We start from the raw sequence: 17091 nt of genomic DNA on the forward strand, positions 1-17091 counted from the left end.
AAGAGGTCAGGCGGTCCAGTCGAGGATGACCTTGCCACCGCGTCCGCTCGCCGCGTCGTCGAAGGCCGCCTCGAAGTCGCGGTAGCCGTACCGGCCGGTGATCACGGGGGCGAGGTCGAGGCCGCCCTCCAGCAGGACGGACATGGCGTACCAGGTCTCGTACATCTCGCGGCCGTAGATGCCCTTGATCGTGATCATGGAGGTGACGATCCGGGACCAGTCGACGGCGAACTCGTCGGACGGCAGGCCGAGCATGGCGATCCGGCCGCCGTGCGTCATGTTCGCGATCATGTCGCGCATCGCCTCGGGGCGGCCGGACATCTCCAGGCCGATGTCGAAGCCCTCGCGCAGTCCGAGCTTCTGCTGGCCGTCGGCGATGGTCTGCTCGCCGACGTCGAGCGCGAGGCTGACGCCGACCTTGCGCGCCAGGTCGAGACGGGCCTCGCTGACGTCGGTGATCATGACGTTACGGGCTCCGGCATGCTTGGCGACGGCTGCGGCCATGATGCCGATCGGGCCGGCGCCGGTGATCAGGACGTCCTCGCCGACCAGCGGGAACGACAGCGCGGTGTGCACGGCGTTGCCGAACGGGTCGAAGATCGCGGCGACGTCCAGGTCCACGGGGACCCGGTGCACCCACACGTTGGACGCGGGCAGCGCGACGTACTCCGCGAAGGCCCCGTCGCGGCCGACGCCGAGCCCCACGGTGGAGCGGCAGAGGTGGCGGCGGCCGGCCAGGCAGTTGCGGCACTTGCCGCACACGAGGTGGCCCTCGCCGCTGACCAGGTCACCGACGGCGATGTCCACGACGTCCGCGCCGATCGCGGCGACCTCGCCGACGAATTCGTGGCCGAGGACGAGCGGCGTCTTCACGGCCTGCTGCGCCCAGCCGTCGTAGTTGCGGATGTGCAGGTCGGTGCCGCAGATGCCGGTACGGAGCACCTTGATCAGTACGTCCCCGGGGCCGGTCTCCGGCTCGGGCACGTCCATCAGCCAGAGTCCCGGCTCGGCCTTCTGCTTCACGAGTGCCTTCACGGCTGCGGCTCCCTGTACCTGGTGCGGCGTTGATGTCCCCGGGCCGGGGGCATGCCGAAAGAAGCCTGCGGCCCGGGGAAGTATGAGAGGGGCGGTGTGGCAGCGCGCCTGCTCGGGCTGCCGCGCACCATCCTCCGCCGTCACGGAGAAATCTGCCGTACCCCGCGCCCCAGGTCCATCGAGGATTTCTTAAGCGCGCCCGCAGCTACGCTTCACGCCCCCGTTGTTCCATCGCCCGAAGGGGTTGTCCCGGCCTTCCCCAGGAACTCCCTGATGTGCCCCGCGAGCCGTTCCGGCTGGTCCTCCGGGATCAGGGTGCGGCTGTCCGCGATCTCGACCAGCCGGCCCTGCGGCAGCAGGGCGGCCAGCCGGCGGCCGTGGTCCGGGGGCATGACCTTGTCCTCGGCCGCCCAGGCGACCAGCGCCGGGCGGTCGAAGGTGCGCAGGCTCTCCGCCCAGCGCAGGAGTTCGGCCTTCGGGGGCACGCCCAGGACGTACTTGCGCAGGTCCCGGCGGATCTCCTTGGAGGTCCACAGCGGCCGGAACCAGCCGTCCATCACCGCGTCCGGCACCGGGCGCCTGGTCATCCACCCCCAGGTCACCGGCAGCCGGCGCATCGGCTTGAGCTTCAGCAGGCCGAAGGCCAGGCGCAGTCCGCCGGGGAGTGCGGCGGAGGTGTGGAGGTTGCGGCCCGGGAGGCCCGGCGGGAAGTTGTCGAAGGCCTCGCAGGAGGTGATGACGAGCTTCCCGATCCGCTGGTCCCGGCCGTCCGCGACCAGCGCCTGCGCCCCGCCCCAGTCGTTCATCACCAGGGTCACGCCGGTCAGGTCCAGCGCCTCCAGGAACTCCGCGACCAGCCGGGCGACGCCGAGGACCGAGAGGTCCGCGTCGGGCCGCATCGGGCGCCGGTGGCCGCCGAGCGGCAGCGTCGGCACGAGGCAGCGGTGGTCGGCGCGCAGGTCCGCGACGACGTTCCGCCACAGCGTGCCGTCCATCGCCACCCCGTGCAGGAGGACGACGACCGGCCCGTCACCGCCGGTGTCCTCGTACTCCACCACACCTGCGGAAAGCTCCAACGCGGCCATCTCGAACCCCTCTTCGCCCGTGGCCCCACCGTACTCACACCGAGCTGTACAGCCCCAGGAAGCCCGCCCGGCCCTTCTTCACCCGGTAGAGGAAGATGCCGGTCCGGAACTGCGCCATGTGGTGGCCGTAGAAGGACAGCCGCCGGGTGATGCCCCGGTAGTCGCTGCGGAAGATGCTCGCGGCCAGACCGTCGCGCGCGGCGTCCACGGCGCTGGTGGAGCCGGCCGCCCGGGCGATCAGCCCCACCGCGTCGTACGCCTCGGCGGACCAGGTGGCGGGGGCCTCCCCGAACCGTTCGCGGTGCCCGGCGGTGAACGCCTTCGCGGCGGGCAGGGCCGCCGGGTCGGTGTACGCCTCGGCGAAGACCCAGCCCTCGGCGGCCTTCCCGGCGTCGCGGAGGAACGCGGGGGCGAGGACCGGGCCGGTGGACAGTCCGGTGCCGGTGAAGCCGGCGGCGGCCAGGTCCGTGGCCAGGCGGGCGGCCCGCCCGGGCGACGAGCCGGCGTAGACGACCGACCCCGCGCCGGCGGCGACCGCGGCGTGGGCGACCGGGGCGAAGCCGCGCGCGTCGGCCTCGACCGTGTGCACGGTGGGGGCGGCGCCCTTGATCGAGAGGTCCCTCAGGCCGTTGGCGATGGCCCAGCTGCCCTGCGGGTCGGCCAGGTCCTCCACGACGACGATCCGGCCGTCCGGCGCGGCGTTGACCAGGTAGTGGGTCAGACCGAGGTGCAGTGACGCGTCGAACGGCCGCAGGACGCACAGGGACGTGGTGCCCGCCCAGTCGGCGGTCGTGGAGCGCCCCGACACGACGACCTGGGCCAGCCGCGCCCGCTCGTACCGGCTGACGACGGCCTTCGCCACGACGTCGGCGGTGGGGCCGATGACGGCGAGCGTCCCGGGGTCGGCGATGAACCGGTCGGCGACCCCGGGGGCGCGGTCCGTGTCGCCGCCGTCGTCCTCGGTGCGCAGGGCCAGCGCGAAGGCCTTGTCGGTACGGGCGTTGTGGGCGTCGACCGCGAGCCGGATGCCGCGTTCGTGGGCGAGGCCGAGCGCCTTGCCGGGGCCGGAGAGGTCGGCGTGCAGACCGATCCGGTACGTGGGCAGCGCCCGGGGCGTGGCGGCGGGCGTGGAACCGCGCCGGCCGGCCACCCAGGCGGCGGTGCCGCCGCCGGCGAGGAGGACCGCTCCGGCGGCTCCCGCCATCAGGACGCGCCGCCGGGAGGGGCGCGGCGGGCCGGGTTCCTGGACGAGGGTGGGCGGTTCGGGGTCGGGGAGGGCGAGCGCGGCGGCGGAGCGTTCGGCGACGACGGTGGACAGGCCCGGCACCTCCCAGCGGGCTCCGCCGCCCGCGAGGCGGTCCGCGACCTCCCGGGCGCTGGGCCGGTCCGCCGGGTCCTTGGCCAGGCACGCCGCGACGAGCGGCAGCAGCGGGTCCGGCACCCCGGACAGGTCGGGCTCCTCGTGCACCGTGCGGAAGAGCAGTCCGGCGGGCGTCCCGGTGCCGAACGGCCGCCGCCCGGTCGCCGCGTACACGAGGACGCAGCCGAGCGAGAAGATGTCGCAGCCCGGTCCGAGCGGCCCCGCCGAGGCCTGCTCGGGGGCCAGGAAGCCGGGCGTCCCGATCACCGCGCCCGTGGCGGTGAGCGCGGTGGCCCCAGCGTGCCGGGCGATGCCGAAGTCGATGAGCCGGGGCCCGTCGAGTGCCAGGAGGACGTTGCCGGGCTTCACGTCCCGGTGCAGGAGCCCCGCCTCGTGGACGGCGGCGAGCGCTTCGGCGAGGCGGGAGCCGAGCGCCCGGACCGTGGCGACGGGCAGCGGGCCGTGTTCCTCGACGGCCTCGCCCAGCGAGGGTCCGGGGACGAAGGCGGTGGCCAGCCAGGGTTCGCGGGCCTCCGGGTCCGTGCCGGTGACCGGCACCACCCAGGGGCCGGTGATCCGGCCGGCGGCCTCGGCCTCGCGCCGGAAGCGGGCCCGGAAGCCGGGGTCGGCGGCGTGTTCCGCGCGGATGACCTTCACGGCGGCGAGCGCCCCGCCCGGGGAGCGGGCGAGGTAGACCACGCCCATGCCGCCCGCCCCGAGCCGGACGAGGGTGCGGTACTCGCCGACGGCGCGCGGGTCCTCGGAGGTCAGCGGCCTCATGCCGGATCAGGCCTTGGTCTTCGGCGCGTCGCCGAGGAAGACGTACCGCCCGTCCCGCACACCGTAGAGATAGGCGTCCGCGCCCTTGAGCCGGTGGTCCTCGTCGAAGGTGTACGTACGGGAGACGCCCTGGTACGAGGACGCGGCGATCTGCTTCACGAGCGCGGCCCGCGCCGGGCGCTTCGGCCTGCCGGCTCCCCCGGTTCCCCGGGCGAGCGCGGTGACCGCCTCGATCACGAGACCCGCCACGTCGTACGCCTCGGCGGCCCAGTGCGCGGGCCCGGTCCTGTACGCGGCGCGGTGGGCGGCGGCGAACTCCTTGGCGGCGGGCGCCTCGGCGTCCGTGAAGGGTGCGGTGAACTCCCAGTTCTCGGCGGCCTCTCCGGCCTCTTCGAGGAAGGTCGCGCCCATGGCCGTGTGCATGGCCATGCGCGGGCCCTTGAAGGAGGTGGCGGCCAGGGCGCGTGCGGTGCGGGCGGCGCCGACGGCGTCACCGGCGTAGTAGAAGGCGTCGCTGGAGTGGGCGAGCATGTCCTCGACGACGGGCTTCAGGTTCTGTGTCCCGGCGGGGATCACGCGCGGGTAGGTGGTGCCGGTCGTGAGCTCGCCGGTCAGCAGGTTGGTGGCGTAGCCGCTCTGGTAGGCGGACTGCCCGCCGGCCCGGTCGAGCAGCACCCCGAGCCGTTCCACGTCGGGCCGCAGCAGCAGCCGGTTGATGATGGGCGCGGCGAGGGCGGCGTCGTAGGGAGCCGCCTGGAAGAACGGCTTCTTGGAGCGGGCCGCGTAGGCGAGCTGGAGCGAGGAGACGGTGAGGACCGGCAGCATCGCCTCGTCGTAGGTGGTGAGGACGGCGTCCGTGGTGCGGTCCCCGGTCGGGCCGACGACGGCCAGGACGTCGCGGTCGCGGCAGAACCGTTCGGCGGCCTGCACCGCGCGGGCCGCCTCGCCCCGGTCGTCCAGCGCCTTGACGGTGAGCGCGAAGGGCTTGTCCTTGCGGGAGTTGAAGCGCTGGACGGCCAGCCGCACCCCGCGTTCCTGGGCGCGCCCGGCCGCGCTCTGCGGACCGGAGAGGTCGGCCTGTACGCCGATGACCCAGGCCCGCTCGCCGGGCGCGGCCGAGCCGGTGGCGTCCTCGTCGTCGTCGCGCAGCCACTCCCGTAGGCCGAGGCCGCCGCCCGCCGCGACCACCACGCCCGCACCGGCGAACAGCAGGACCCGGCGCCGCCCGGGGCCGGGCTGCGGCGGTGTCTCCGGCACGGTCGTGGGGTCGATGTCGGGCAGGGCGAGCATGCCGGTGGAGCGGTCCGCGATGAGCGCGACGACGTCCTCGGGCAGCCAGTCGATGGAGCCGTGGGGCACGTCCTCGGCCATGCGGGTGTCGAGCTCCGCGGCGGTGGGCCGCGCCATGGGGTTCTTCGCCAGCAGCTCGGTGAGCAGCGCGTGGAGTTCGGGGTCCTCCACGCCTTCGAGGTCGGGCACGTCGTGCACGGTCCGGTAGAGCAGCGCGTCGACGGCCCCGCTGCCGAAGGGGGGCCGTCCGGTCGCGGCGTACGCCAGGAGGCAGCCGAGGGAGAACACGTCGCTGGGCGGTCCGGCCTCGCTGCCGCCGCCGGCCTGTTCGGGTGAGAGGAAGCCGGGCGTGCCGACCACGAGGTCGGTGGCGGTGAGCGCGGTGGCGTCGGCGGCGCGGGCGATCCCGAAGTCGATCAGGCGCGGCCCGTCCACGGTGAGCAGGACGTTGCCGGGCTTCACGTCGCGGTGGACGAGCCCCGCCTCGTGCACCGCGTTCAGCGCGCGGGCGAGCAGCCGCCCGAGCACCCGGACGCTGCGCGCGGGCAGCGGTCCGCAGCGGGCGACGGCCTCCGAGAGGGCGGGCCCGGGAACGAACGCGGTGGCCAGCCAGGGCTGTTCGCCCTCCGTCTCGGCGCCGGTGACCGGCACGGCCCAGGGGCTGTTCACCCGCCGGGCGGCCTCGACCTCGCGCCGGAAGCGGGTCCGGAAGTCGTGGTCCCCGGCGAACTCGGGCAGGATCACCTTGATCGCGGCCAGCGCTCCGGTGTCCGCGCGGCCGAGGTAGACGACTCCCATGCCGCCGGCGCCGAGTCTGCCGAGCAGCCGGTGTCCGCCGATGCGGGCGGGGTCGGAGGGGCGCAGCTTCTCCATCACGCTCTCCGCTCTCTCAGCTCTGCTTCTCGACGGCGGACTTGACCCGGACGAGCATGGTGGCCTGGGCCTGGACGGTGAGCGCGTCGATCTCCTGCTGGCTCCAGCCCTTGGCCCCCTTGCCGGTCACGGCCACGGTGAACCGGAGGACCTGGGCCTGCTGCCAGGAGTACGGGTAGGGGCCGCCGCCCAGCTCCTCGCTCTGGTACTGCCCCATCTCGTCGAGCGCGTCCTCGGAGTTGACCTGGGTGCCCTCGCCCTCGGCGAGGGAGGACGAGATCATGGACCCGATCAGCTCGCCCTGCCGCAGTTGCTGGGTGGGGCAGCGCATCGTCTCCTCCACCGACTCGGCCATCTCCCAGCGCGCGTCGTCGCGGGTGCGGTGGACGGTGACGACGGCGGAGAGCCGCAGCGGCCCCTTGCCACCGGCCGCGGGGACCTCGAAGGAGCGGGTGCGGGTGGCGAGGACGCTGTCCGCCGGCTTCTTCTGCTGCCAGACGCAGTCGGTGCCGAGGACGGGCCAGGTGGCCGGATCGCTCTCGTACGGGCTCCGCTTGACGACTCCGGGCCCGAAGGTGTCGGGGTCGGCGATGACCCGGTCGATGAAGGCCTGGGCGCCGGCGCGGCTCGCGGGCAGCCGGGCGGGGTCCACATCGATGCCCCCGGTGTCCGCGGGCCCGGAGGCGGACGCGGACGCGGAGGCCGACGCCGATCCGGAGGCGGACGCCGATCCGGAGGCGGACGCGGAGGCCGGGCCGCCGCCCTTGGCCCCGCCGCTGCCGCCGTCGCCACCGGAACAGGCCACCAGCACCAGCGGAGCCAGCACCAGCATCCCGTACTTACGCATCGATCCGCCGCACACCACGTCGGCCACCCCGTCTCCCCGAAGACCGCCCCGATCCTATGATCGCGGGCCGGCCCCCGGCAGGGCGTGGCGAAACTGTTGCACCATCAAGACGTGGGCCGGGGGGGCGGGCTCCCCGGTCAGTCCCGGGGCCACGGCCGCCCGTCGAGGCGCTCGATGTCCCGGTTGAGGCGGGCCAGGTTGTCCGCGAGCTGGGCCGCCTCCTCCGGGCTCCAGTCGGCCAGGACGAGCCCGAGGCCTTCCCGGTTCTCCGCGCGGTCCCGGTCCAGCCGGCGGGCGCCCTCGTCGGTGATGACGAACTTGCGGGCGATCCCGCCGTCCGGATCGGGGATGCGCTCGACGACCCCGGCCCGCAGCATGGCGGCGGTCTGCCGGTTGAGCGTGGAGGTGTCCAGGCCGAAGGCGTCGTGCAGCTGGCCGATGGACATCGGGCCCTGGGCCCGGATGCGGCTGAGGAGGATGTAGGCACTCCGGTCGAGCCGTCCGCCGCCGCGCGAGGTCAGCAGACTCATGTGCCGGCCGAGCAGCATGGTCTCGAACTCGATCCGGTCCACAGGCATGTCCACGTAGCGCTTCTTTCCGTGCTCTCTGTTGCGGCCCTCTGTACAGATATACCACGGATTGTATGCATGATGCACTTGATGTGTATGACACACTACTCATGTACGGTACACATCGCACTCCAGCAAACACCGCAGCAGAACCAACAGGAGTCACCCGTGGGCAGAACACAGCCCACAGCCCGCACCGGCGGCGTTGTCGGCATCCTCGCCTTCGCGGGCATCGTGGCCGCGATCACGCAGACGCTGGTGGTGCCGCTGATCGCGGAACTCCCGAAGCTGCTCGACACGTCCGCGTCGAACGCGTCCTGGGTCATCACCGCGACCCTGCTCGCGGCGGCCGTGGCCACGCCCGTCGCCGGACGGCTGGGCGACATGTTCGGCAAGCGCCGCATGCTGCTGGCCTCGCTGGCCCCGCTCGTCCTGGGCTCGGTCGTCTGTGCCCTGTCCTCGTCCGTCGTCCCGATGATCGTCGGGCGCGGGCTCCAGGGCCTCGGCATGGGGGTGGTGCCCCTGGGCATCAGCCTGCTGCGGGACGTCGTGCCGGCCGAGAAGCTGGGCTCGTCCATCGCGATCATGAGCGCCTCCATGGGCGTCGGCGGCGCCCTGGGCCTCCCCTTCGCCGCCGCCATCGCGGAGAACTCCAGCTGGCGCGTGCTGTTCTGGGTCGTCGCCGCCCTCGCGCTGGCCGTCGGCGCCTGCATCTGGTTCCTGGTGCCCGGCGGCGAGCAGACCGGCGCCTCGCGCGGCTTCGACTTCCTCGGCGCGGTCGGCCTCGGCGTCGCACTCGTCTGCCTGCTCCTCGGCGTCTCCAAGGGCGCCGACTGGGGCTGGGGCAGCGGCACCACGCTCGGACTGCTGATCGCCGCCGTCGTCGCCCTGCTGGTCTGGGGCTGGTGGGAGCTGCGCGTCAGCGAGCCGCTGGTCGACCTGCGCGTCACCGCCCGCCCCCAGGTCCTCATGACGAACGCCGCATCGATCCTGGTCGGCTTCGCGATGTACGCCCAGTCGCTCGTCGTCCCCCAGCTGCTCCAGCTGCCCGAGGCGACCGGCTACGGCCTGGGTCAGTCCATGCTGGCGATGGGCCTGTGGATGGCCCCGGCCGGCCTGATGATGATGGTCATGTCGCCGCTCGGCGCCAAGCTCTCGGCCGCCAAGGGCCCCAAGGTCACCCTCGCGTTCGGCGCGCTGGTCATCTCCCTCGGCTACGGCCTCGGCCTGCCGGTCATCGGCACGGACTCGCCGTGGAGCCTGCTGCTGATGACCCTCGTCTGCAACACCGGTGTCGGCTTCGCCTACGGAGCCATGCCCGCCCTGATCATGTCGGCCGTTCCGCAGTCCGAGACCGCCTCCGCCAACAGCTTCAACACCCTGATGCGCTCCATCGGCAGCTCGGTCTCGGCCGCCGTCATCGGTGTCGTCATGGCGCAGATGACCACCGACTTCGGGGGCTACGCACTGCCCTCGGAGAGCGGCTTCCGCGCCGCGATGCTGATCGGCTGCGGCGTCGGCCTCCTCGCCGCCGTGCTCGCCGCGTTCATCCCCGTACGGGCCGCGGCGAAGCCGGACTCGCTCCTGGCGGAGCCCCAGGCGCCCGAGGTCACCGAGGCCAAGGCCTGACCCGGCGGCAAGGTTTGAAGTGGCCCCCGCCACCCGAAACGGTTGTCCTGCCCTCCCCGGGCAGGGCAACCGGCCGTTGTACGGAACCCGCCGGGCGCCCCGGCCGTAGACTCGCCGGATGGCGAAGTATTTCGACGTACATCCCGAAAATCCCCAGCGGCGCACGATCACCGGCGTGGCCGAAAGCATCCGCTCCGGAGCGCTCGTCGCGTATCCCACGGACTCCTGCTACGCGCTGGGCTGCCAGCTCGGCAGCCGTGACGGCATCTCCCGCATCCGCGCGATCCGCAACCTCGACGACCGCCATCACTTCACGCTCATGTGCCAGAACTTCGCCCAGCTCGGCCAGTTCGTGCACATCGACAACGACGTGTTCCGGGCGGTGAAGGCGGCGACCCCCGGCCAGTACACCTTCATCCTGCCCGCGACGAAGGAGGTGCCGCGCCAGCTGCTGCACCCCAAGAAGAAGACCGTCGGCGTCCGCATCCCGGGCCACCCCGTCGTCCAGGCGCTGCTGGAGGAGCTGGGCGAGCCGCTGCTCTCCAGCACCCTGCTCCTGCCCGACGAGGAGGAGCCGATGACGCAGGGCTGGGAGATCAAGGAGCGCCTCGACCACGAGGTGGACATCGTCGTCGACTCCGGCGACTGCGGTACGGAACCCACCACCGTCATCGACTTCTCCAGCGGCGAGCTGGAGATCGTGCGGCGCGGCGCCGGCGACACCTCCCGCTTCGAGTAGCCGGCGCACCAGACAGTCAGTACAGCAGGTCCAGTTCCGCCCGGACCGTCTTTCCCGGCGGTACGCGCTCCAGCACCGCCCAACGGTCCGCCAGCGCCTCGACCAGCACCAGGCCGCGCCCGCCGTCGGAGCCCGGCGGCGGCTTCACGACCTGCCCGGGGCCCGGCGGCCGGCACTCGCCCCGGGTGTCCGACACGTCGATACGCAGCGTGCCGAGCAGGTCAGGCGCGCCCTCGGCCAGGCTCAGCCGCAGCTCGAAGTCCCTTCCCGGTACGCGGCCGTGCGTCGCCGCGTTGGCCGCCAGCTCGGCCACCAGCAGCGCCGCCGTGTCGGAGACGTCCGAGCGGTACGCGACGCCCCAGGCGTGCAGTTGATGAACCGCCAGCCGGCGGGCCAGGCGTGCACCCCGGGGCGTGGCACTGAACCGCTGCACGAACTGCCGTTCGGTCACTGGGCGTTGGGGGGTCAGTGATGTTTCCATGCGCCAAGCGTTGTCGCGCGGACCCGCTCCGACCAGCAACGCTACTCGTACGCTGGGTCAGCGTACGAGTACGGAGGGTGGACGGTACGGATCACGATGCGTGACCATGGGCTTGTTGCGGACCGGGGAAGCGCACGAAAGGTGGCCGCACATGACCGATGAACCCGAGCCCTCGGACAGCCTCAAGGCATTTGGTGAGGTAATCAAGGTCTTACGCAAACGGGCTGGGCTCACCCAGGAGGAGTTCGCTCCCCTGGTGCAGTACTCGGTGACAATGGTCGCCTCGATCGAGCAGGGACGCCGGTTTCCGCCGCCGCCCTTCGTGGATCGGTCCGAGGTGGCCCTCGACGCCGGAGGGATCGTACGCGCGGCGGCCAAGCATCTGTCGCGTCGGCGGGGTCTGGCCAGCTGGTTCCGCCAGTGGGCTCAGCTGGAGCAGGACGCGATCACTCTGCACACGTACGAATGCCGTTTGATCCCGGGCCTGTTGCAGACCGAGGCATACGCACGGACGCTGTTCACCGAGCAGCTGCCGCCGATGGGCGACGAACAGATCGAGACCCAGTTGGTGGCCCGCATGGAGCGCCAGGAACTGCTGCGGCAGCGCCCCAACACCTCATACAGCTTCATCCTGGAGGAGCATCTGCTGCTGCGCAGGCTCGGCGGCGCCGCCGTCGCCGCCGAGCTGGTCGAACACCTGGTGGAACTCGCCTGTCTCAGGAACATCGAGATCCAGATCATGCCGTTGGTGAAGGAGCGGCACGCGGGGATGGACGGGCCGATGCAGCTCCTGGAGACCCCGGACAACCACTGGTTCGGCTACTGCGAGGGACAGAAGAGCGGCCAGTTCATCTCCGAGGCCAAAGTCGTGAGCACGCTCCAAATGCGGTATGCCAGGATGCGTTCGCAGGCTCTCTCTCTGGAGGACTCCTTGAGCCTGCTGCGGCAGATGCGAGGAGCGTTATGAGCACCACGAAATTGGCCTGGTTCAAGAGCAGCTACAGCGGCGGCGACGGCGACTCCTGCGTCGAGGTCGCCCTGTCCTGGCACAAGTCCAGCTGCAGCGGCGGTTCCGGCGACTCCTGCGTCGAGGTCGCCACCTGCCCCACCACCATCCACATCCGCGACTCCAAGGTTCACGAGGGCCCTCAGCTCGCCCTCGCGCCCGCCGCCTGGACCGACTTCGTCGCCTACGCGGTCGAGGCCTGAGCAACCGTCACACCGCCGCCCGGTGCCGGTAACACGACCGGCGCCGGGCGGCTCGCGTCCTTGATAGCGTCGCCGGGACCTTCATGGCTGGGACGAAGAGAGCCGACGCATGAGCCTCGCGCAGTTGCACTACACCTCCGCAACGGACGGGGACGGATCCGAATCCGGCGAGGACGCGGCGATACCCGCCCGTTTCACGGCAGTTGACGCGGCGATACCCGCGTCCGTGCTCACCGAGGCGGGCCCGCTCCTGGCGTACGAACCGCCGGCCGGTACCCCGCCCCGCCCCACGGACGGCGCGCTGCGCGCCCTGCCCGAGGCGCTGAGTTTCAGCGTGCTGTCCGACGGCAGCCACCTGCTGGCCCGGACCGTGGCCGTGCGCCCCGCGCATCTGACGTCCGTACGCTTCCACGCGCACGCGGTCCACCTGCCCACCGGCACACGCCTGCCGGGCGGCACGCTCCCCGTCACCGCCTGCCGCAGCGCCCGCTGGGCCGCCACCACGCCGGACCGCGCGCTGCCCGACCCGCTCGCCGCCCTGCCCGCCGCCACCGGCCACCACGCCCGCGAACGCGAGGGGCTCAACGACTTCGCCGTCTCGCGCGGTCCCTGGCTCGCGGGCGTCCTGGCCGACCTGCGGCGGCTGACCGACCCGGCGGCCACGGACCGGGTGGTGCTCGTCGAGCGGCAGAGCGCGGACGTGGCCCGCTGGATCGCGCTGGCCGGGGTCGTCCTGCCCGAGGACCTGGCCGCACGGCTGACCTTCACCACCTACACCCGCCACCCGCGCACCGCCCCGCAGCAGATCGTCGGCGTGCTGCCCGAGGACGCGGGCGAGCTGACCGGGCCGGGCCTGCGGGTGCACCTCTGCACCGGTCCGCGCCCGGAGGCGGCCGTGGACGACCCCTGGGCCGGGGCGGCGGCCCGGATCTGGCGGAGCAGGGCGCCGGAGCTGTTCCAGGAGGCGGCCGCGCTGCCCGGCGAGCCGTTCGCCGCGGGGCCGCTCGCGGTGACGGCCCTGTGCGCGGGCATCGCGCTGGGGCCGGGCGAGCGGGCGGCGGCGGCGGGCTGGGCCGCCGAGCGGCCGTACGCGCTGGACGCGAAGCGCACCCGGCAGCTGGTCGAGGCGCTGACCGCGCCCGGCGTGGACGACCGGACGGGGCCCGAGTTCGACGCGGCGGGCCGGCTGTTCGCCGCGCTCGACGGGCGCTCCCCCGCCACCACCACGGCCCCGCTGGCCGCGATGCTGGTCACCGAGGCGGTGCGCGGCGGCAACGGCTCCCTGGAACTGCCCGGCCGCACGGCCTTCAGCGGGCCCGAGGGAGCGGCCGTCGCCGAGGTGCTGGGGCCGGAGATCCTGACCGAGCTGGGCGGCGCGGGCGTCGGCCTCGACGTGGCCAGGACGGTCCAGCTGCTGCGGGTGGCCCGGCTGCTCGGGGTGGACTGTGCGGAACTGCTGGAACCCGTCGTGGACCGGCTGGCGCCCGCCCTGCTGGCCGGCGGGGAGGGGACGCCGGGCTGGGCGCCCGCGCTGCTGGAGCTGATGGACGAGCAGTTCGATGTCCGCACGGCCCTGCTCGGTGCGCTGGACCGGATCGCGCCGCAGGACCCGGCGGGGGTGGAACGGCTGCTGGGGCGGGTGCCGCTGCCCTTCACCGGCACCCAGCTGCTGCCGCATCTGCGGATGTGCGCCGCCGCCCCGGACGCCAAGGCGGGCTGCGGTGCCGACCGGGTGGGCGCGGTGCACCGGATCCTGCGGGCCGCCGGGATGTCGCCGTTCGCTGAGCCGCTGGTGCTGCGGACGGCCGTGGGGCTGGTGTGGGAGGAGGACGCGCCGACGGCGGGCGAGGCGCGGCTGCTGCTGGAGGCGGCGACCTCGGACGCGCACCGGACGGCGGGCACCTGGTCGCCGCTGGTCGCCGCCGCGCTGGGCGCGGCCGAGGACGACGAGGAGGCGCCGCAGCTCGCCCACGACCTGCTGCGCGGCTTCCCGCAGGAGATCGGGGGCCGGGAGCGGGCGGCGCTGCTGCTCCTGGACTTCGCCCGCGAGGTGCGCTCGGGGTCGGCGGCGCCGGACTGGGCGGAGCGGGCACGGGCGCTGCGCGCGGACGCCGAGCCGGTGGAGCCGGGGGTCCTGCGGCACGCGTTCGGCGCGCTCGCCGGGCGGCTGCTCGCGCCGGACCGGCCCGAGGCGGAGCTGTACGCCCTGGTGCACAGCGGTGACGCGGACCTGATCGCCGCCTACGACCGGGCCGCGCGCGGCGAGGGTGCCCGCGCCCGGATCAAGGCCGAACCCGCCTACGCGGCCGACTGCTTCACCGTCTGGACGGCCCACCCGCACGCCGGGGCCGCCTGGAGCCGCACCGCGAACGGGCTGCTGGACGAGGTGCTGCGGCCCGTCGTGCGCGCCCTGCCGGCCGAGCGGGTCGCGGAGATCGAGGAGGCCGTCGGGCGCTCGGGCAGCAGCGGCCGGGCGGAGGCCTTCCGCGACTGGCAGCGCCAGGGCCGCCGCACGCTGGGGCAGCTGGGCCGGCGCATCGCCGGCCGGGTGCGGCGGGGGTGAACCGCGCGGGTCATCGGGGGTGCGGCGCGCCGGGTACCGTAGACGTACCGATCTCGTGGGCCTCCTGGCGGGCTGCGTGAACCCCAGGAGGAACAGATGACGACGAACCGCGGCCGCAAGGACGTGATCCGCGACCGGATGGCGGCGACCGGTGAGTCGTACAACGTGGCGGCCCGCAACCTCAAGGCGATGAAGGACATGGGCGCCACGCGTGAGGCGGTCCTCACCCAGCGCTGGCGCCCGGCGGAGTCCCTGGACGTGCCGTGCCCCTGCGGCGGCACCTGCGAGCCGGGTGAGCGCTGCGAGCGCTGTCACGCGCTGCACCGCCATGTGGCGCGCTACCCGGGCAGCACCACCGAGGTGGAGACCTGGGTGGACCGCTACGAGTGCCTGGGCTGCCCGGCCGCGTACACCCTGACCGTCGTCCTGCCCGGCCGCCCCTGGGGGGTCGCGGAGACCGTCATCCAGGGCGGCTCGGCCGAGCCGGTCGTGCGGGCCCGGGTCTTCCCCGGCGTCGTGCACCCGCTGCTGCGGCCCGAGACGCCGGACGAGGACTGACCGACGGGATCTTGGAACGGGGAGGATTCCGGGCCGGTCGCCGCATAGGCTGCTGCCCGGGGAGCCGCCGGGCAGGCCGTCGCGCCGGAGCACCCCGTCCAGGACGACCGAAGGGGGCCACTCGGTGCGTGGAGAGACACTCGAAGGCCGCTACCGGCTGGTCGAGATGCTCGGGGCCGGCGGGATGGGCCAGGTGTGGCGGGCCGTCGACGCACGGCTCGACCGCGATGTCGCCGTCAAGGTCATCACCCAGAGCCCTCTCGCGACCAGTGAATCGGCCGCGCGCTTCCGCCAGGAGGCCCGCGCGACCGCCCGGCTGACCCACCCCCGCATCGTGACCATCCATGACCACGGCGAGGCCGCTCTCGGCGGCGACTCCGTCCTGTTCCTGGTCATGGAGCTGGTCCCCGGCCGCTCCATGGCCTCCTTCGCCGCCGGGGAGCGGCGCGGTGTCGAGTCCGTGGTGGCCTGGGGGCTCCAGATCTGTGCCGGACTCGCGGCGGCCCACCGGGCCGGTGTCGTCCACCGGGACATCAAGCCGGCCAACGTCATGGTGTTCGGTGACGGCGAACTCGACCTGAAGATCTGTGACTTCGGCATCGCCCGGCTGATCGAGGAGACCGGGACGGGGCTCACGGGCACCGGCGCGGCGATCGGGACACCTGCCTACATGTCGCCCGAGCAGGTGCGCGGCGACCGCACCCTGGACGGCCGCAGCGACCTCTACTCGCTGGGCTGTCTGCTGTACGAACTCCTCTGCGGCAGCCCGCCCTTCGAGGGCTCGGGCTGGTCGGTGCTGGCCCAGCACCTGAACGGGACGCCGGAGCCGGTGCGGAGCCTGCGTCCCGGCATTCCGGAGGCCCTCGACCGGCTGGTCCTGCGCCTGCTGGAGAAGGACCCGGACGACCGGCCCGCCACGGCGGACGAGGTGGCCCAGAGCCTGCGCGGGGTGCTGGACGGCCTCGGGAGCGTGTCGCCGGGGGTGCGGGAGGCGGCCGGGACGGCGGCGCGCCCGGCGGAGGCCCCCCGCGTGCCGGACGAGAAGCCCGCGCGGCCGGCCCGTCAGCAGGCGGCCGGGCCGGCGGTGCCGGGGTCCGGATGGGTGTCGGCGTGGAGCGGGGTGCTCGGCGCCGGCGCGCTCGGGGCTCAGTTCGCCCTGCTGACCGGCTGGTCCGCGCTCCTGACCGTGTCGCTGTGCGCGGCGCTCTTCCTGGCCGTCATGGCGGCGGCCTTCATGGGCGCGCCGAGCGTCTCGGGGCCCGACGCCCAGGACCCGGACACGGGCGTGTTCGTCATGGCACTGCTGTGCACGGTGCTCACCGTGGTGTTCCTGCTCTTCTGGCCGCCGTCGCCGTGGTGGACGGCGCTGCTGTGCGCCGTGCTCGGCGGGCCGGCGCTGATCCTCGCCGGGGTCGGGGTGCGCAGGGCCGTGACGGCGGCGGTTTCCAGGGCGCCGTGGAAGGTCGCGGCCGGCACCTCGGCGGGGCTGCTCAACGGCGTCGTGCTGGCGGGCCTGCTGGCCGCCGAGGACGAGCTGTCCGTCCCCCTCGCCCTGGCCGCCGGCGCGGGGGCGTGGGCGGTCGTCGCGCTCCTGGTCACGCTGCTGCTGCCCCGCTCCCCGGCGGCTGCCGGGGAGCGGGCGCGGGCGTGAGCCGGGCTCCGGTCAGGCGTCCGGCGTCAGCCGAAGCGAGATCGAGTTGATGCAGTAGCGCTGGTCCGTCGGGGTGGGGTAGCCCTCGCCCTCGAAGACATGGCCCAGGTGCGAGCCGCAGCGGGCACAGCGCACCTCGGTGCGGACCATGCCGTGGCTGCGGTCCTGGATCAGCTCGACCGCGTCGGTGTCCTTCGGGTCGTAGAAGGACGGCCAGCCGCAGTGGGACTCGAACTTCGTGTCGGAGCGGAACAGCTCCGCGTCACAGGCCCGGCAGGAGTAGACGCCCGTCGTCTTGGTGTCGGTGTACTCGCCGACGAAGGCGGGCTCGGTGCCGGCCTGGCGCAGCACCGCGTACTCGGCGGGGGTGAGCTCCTCCCGCCACTGCTCGTCCGGCTTCTCGATGTCGTACGGCACGGTGG

15 protein-coding genes are annotated in these 17091 nt (G+C 73.7%); 7 read left to right on the forward strand and 8 right to left on the reverse strand.

The window, feature by feature from the left end:
- Window positions 1-6 precede the first annotated feature (6 nt).
- From tdh to RLT58_RS07095, 6 genes are all read right to left on the reverse strand, one after another.
- Window positions 7-1035, reverse strand: a complete 1029-nt coding sequence (gene tdh / locus RLT58_RS07070; RefSeq protein ID WP_311309537.1) for an L-threonine 3-dehydrogenase — start codon at window positions 1033-1035, stop codon at window positions 7-9.
- A 212-nt stretch (window positions 1036-1247) separates the two neighbouring features.
- Window positions 1248-2120 carry an alpha/beta fold hydrolase gene (locus RLT58_RS07075; RefSeq protein WP_311309538.1) on the reverse strand — a complete coding sequence of 291 codons (873 nt, stop codon included), beginning with the start codon at window positions 2118-2120 and terminating at the stop codon, window positions 1248-1250.
- A 34-nt stretch (window positions 2121-2154) separates the two neighbouring features.
- Entirely contained in the window at window positions 2155-4260 is a 2106-nt protein-coding gene (locus RLT58_RS07080; RefSeq protein ID WP_311309539.1) for a bifunctional serine/threonine-protein kinase/ABC transporter substrate-binding protein, read from the reverse strand.
- Window positions 4261-4266: 6 nt separating this feature from the next.
- Window positions 4267-6423, reverse strand: a complete 2157-nt coding sequence (locus tag RLT58_RS07085; RefSeq protein ID WP_311309540.1) for a bifunctional serine/threonine-protein kinase/ABC transporter substrate-binding protein — start codon at window positions 6421-6423, stop codon at window positions 4267-4269.
- A 16-nt stretch (window positions 6424-6439) separates the two neighbouring features.
- Entirely contained in the window at window positions 6440-7270 is an 831-nt protein-coding gene (locus tag RLT58_RS07090; protein WP_399131841.1) for a hypothetical protein, read from the reverse strand.
- Between the two features lie 137 nt (window positions 7271-7407).
- Window positions 7408-7854 carry a MarR family winged helix-turn-helix transcriptional regulator gene (locus tag RLT58_RS07095; RefSeq protein WP_311309541.1) on the reverse strand — a complete coding sequence of 149 codons (447 nt, stop codon included), beginning with the start codon at window positions 7852-7854 and terminating at the stop codon, window positions 7408-7410.
- A gap of 153 nt (window positions 7855-8007) precedes the next feature.
- Here RLT58_RS07095 and RLT58_RS07100 point away from each other — a divergent pair, with 153 nt between their 5' ends.
- Window positions 8008-9468 carry an MFS transporter gene (locus RLT58_RS07100; RefSeq protein WP_311309542.1) on the forward strand — a complete coding sequence of 487 codons (1461 nt, stop codon included), beginning with the start codon at window positions 8008-8010 and terminating at the stop codon, window positions 9466-9468.
- Between the two features lie 118 nt (window positions 9469-9586).
- Window positions 9587-10207, forward strand: coding sequence for an L-threonylcarbamoyladenylate synthase (locus tag RLT58_RS07105; RefSeq protein WP_311309543.1), 621 nt, complete (start codon window positions 9587-9589; stop codon window positions 10205-10207).
- A gap of 16 nt (window positions 10208-10223) precedes the next feature.
- On the opposite strand, the gene RLT58_RS07110 is transcribed toward RLT58_RS07105, so the two are convergent.
- Window positions 10224-10688: an ATP-binding protein gene (locus tag RLT58_RS07110; RefSeq protein WP_311309544.1), complete on the reverse strand. Its 465-nt coding sequence runs from the start codon at window positions 10686-10688 to the stop codon at window positions 10224-10226.
- 151 nt (window positions 10689-10839) lie between these two features.
- Between RLT58_RS07110 and RLT58_RS07115 the strand changes: the two genes are divergently transcribed.
- The 5 genes from RLT58_RS07115 (at window position 10840) to RLT58_RS07135 (ending at window position 16669) form a co-directional block, all read left to right on the forward strand.
- Window positions 10840-11655 carry a helix-turn-helix domain-containing protein gene (locus tag RLT58_RS07115; RefSeq protein ID WP_311309545.1) on the forward strand — a complete coding sequence of 272 codons (816 nt, stop codon included), beginning with the start codon at window positions 10840-10842 and terminating at the stop codon, window positions 11653-11655.
- The gene (locus RLT58_RS07120; protein WP_311309546.1) at window positions 11652-11897 is read left to right on the forward strand and encodes a DUF397 domain-containing protein; all 246 of its coding nucleotides are present in this window, start codon (window positions 11652-11654) and stop codon (window positions 11895-11897) included. Before RLT58_RS07115 ends, RLT58_RS07120 begins: the two co-directional genes overlap by 4 nt.
- A 109-nt stretch (window positions 11898-12006) precedes the next feature.
- On the forward strand, window positions 12007-14460 hold the full coding sequence (locus RLT58_RS07125) for a GTPase-associated protein 1-related protein (RefSeq protein WP_311309547.1): 2454 nt from the start codon (window positions 12007-12009) through the stop codon (window positions 14458-14460).
- Window positions 14461-14556: 96 nt separating this feature from the next.
- Window positions 14557-15018 (forward strand): hypothetical protein, encoded by a 462-nt coding sequence (locus RLT58_RS07130; RefSeq protein ID WP_311309548.1) that lies wholly within the window; start codon window positions 14557-14559, stop codon window positions 15016-15018.
- A gap of 124 nt (window positions 15019-15142) precedes the next feature.
- Window positions 15143-16669 carry a serine/threonine-protein kinase gene (locus RLT58_RS07135; RefSeq protein WP_311309549.1) on the forward strand — a complete coding sequence of 509 codons (1527 nt, stop codon included), beginning with the start codon at window positions 15143-15145 and terminating at the stop codon, window positions 16667-16669.
- Between the two features lie 12 nt (window positions 16670-16681).
- Here RLT58_RS07135 and msrB read toward each other — a convergent pair whose 3' ends face one another.
- Window positions 16682-17086: a peptide-methionine (R)-S-oxide reductase MsrB gene (gene msrB / locus RLT58_RS07140; RefSeq protein ID WP_311309550.1), complete on the reverse strand. Its 405-nt coding sequence runs from the start codon at window positions 17084-17086 to the stop codon at window positions 16682-16684.
- Window positions 17087-17091: the final 5 nt, after the last annotated feature.

Origin of the sequence: Streptomyces sp. ITFR-16 (genome assembly GCF_031844705.1) — a bacterium.
Classification (GTDB): domain Bacteria; phylum Actinomycetota; class Actinomycetes; order Streptomycetales; family Streptomycetaceae; genus Streptomyces.

Bases quoted from the DNA above. Each gene is read 5' to 3' on its own strand.
- RLT58_RS07115 (WP_311309545.1), top strand. From the start codon at position 10,840: ATGACCGATGAACCCGAGCCCTCGGACAGCCTCAAGGCATTTGGTGAG.
- RLT58_RS07120 (WP_311309546.1), top strand. From the start codon at position 11,652: ATGAGCACCACGAAATTGGCCTGGTTCAAGAGCAGCTACAGCGGCGGC.
- RLT58_RS07075 (WP_311309538.1), bottom strand. From the start codon at position 2,120: ATGGCCGCGTTGGAGCTTTCCGCAGGTGTGGTGGAGTACGAGGACACC.
- RLT58_RS07110 (WP_311309544.1), bottom strand. From the start codon at position 10,688: ATGGAAACATCACTGACCCCCCAACGCCCAGTGACCGAACGGCAGTTC.
- RLT58_RS07085 (WP_311309540.1), bottom strand. From the start codon at position 6,423: ATGGAGAAGCTGCGCCCCTCCGACCCCGCCCGCATCGGCGGACACCGG.
- RLT58_RS07090 (WP_399131841.1), bottom strand. From the start codon at position 7,270: ATGCGTAAGTACGGGATGCTGGTGCTGGCTCCGCTGGTGCTGGTGGCC.
- RLT58_RS07125 (WP_311309547.1), top strand. From the start codon at position 12,007: ATGAGCCTCGCGCAGTTGCACTACACCTCCGCAACGGACGGGGACGGA.
- RLT58_RS07130 (WP_311309548.1), top strand. From the start codon at position 14,557: ATGACGACGAACCGCGGCCGCAAGGACGTGATCCGCGACCGGATGGCG.
- RLT58_RS07105 (WP_311309543.1), top strand. From the start codon at position 9,587: ATGGCGAAGTATTTCGACGTACATCCCGAAAATCCCCAGCGGCGCACG.
- RLT58_RS07080 (WP_311309539.1), bottom strand. From the start codon at position 4,260: ATGAGGCCGCTGACCTCCGAGGACCCGCGCGCCGTCGGCGAGTACCGC.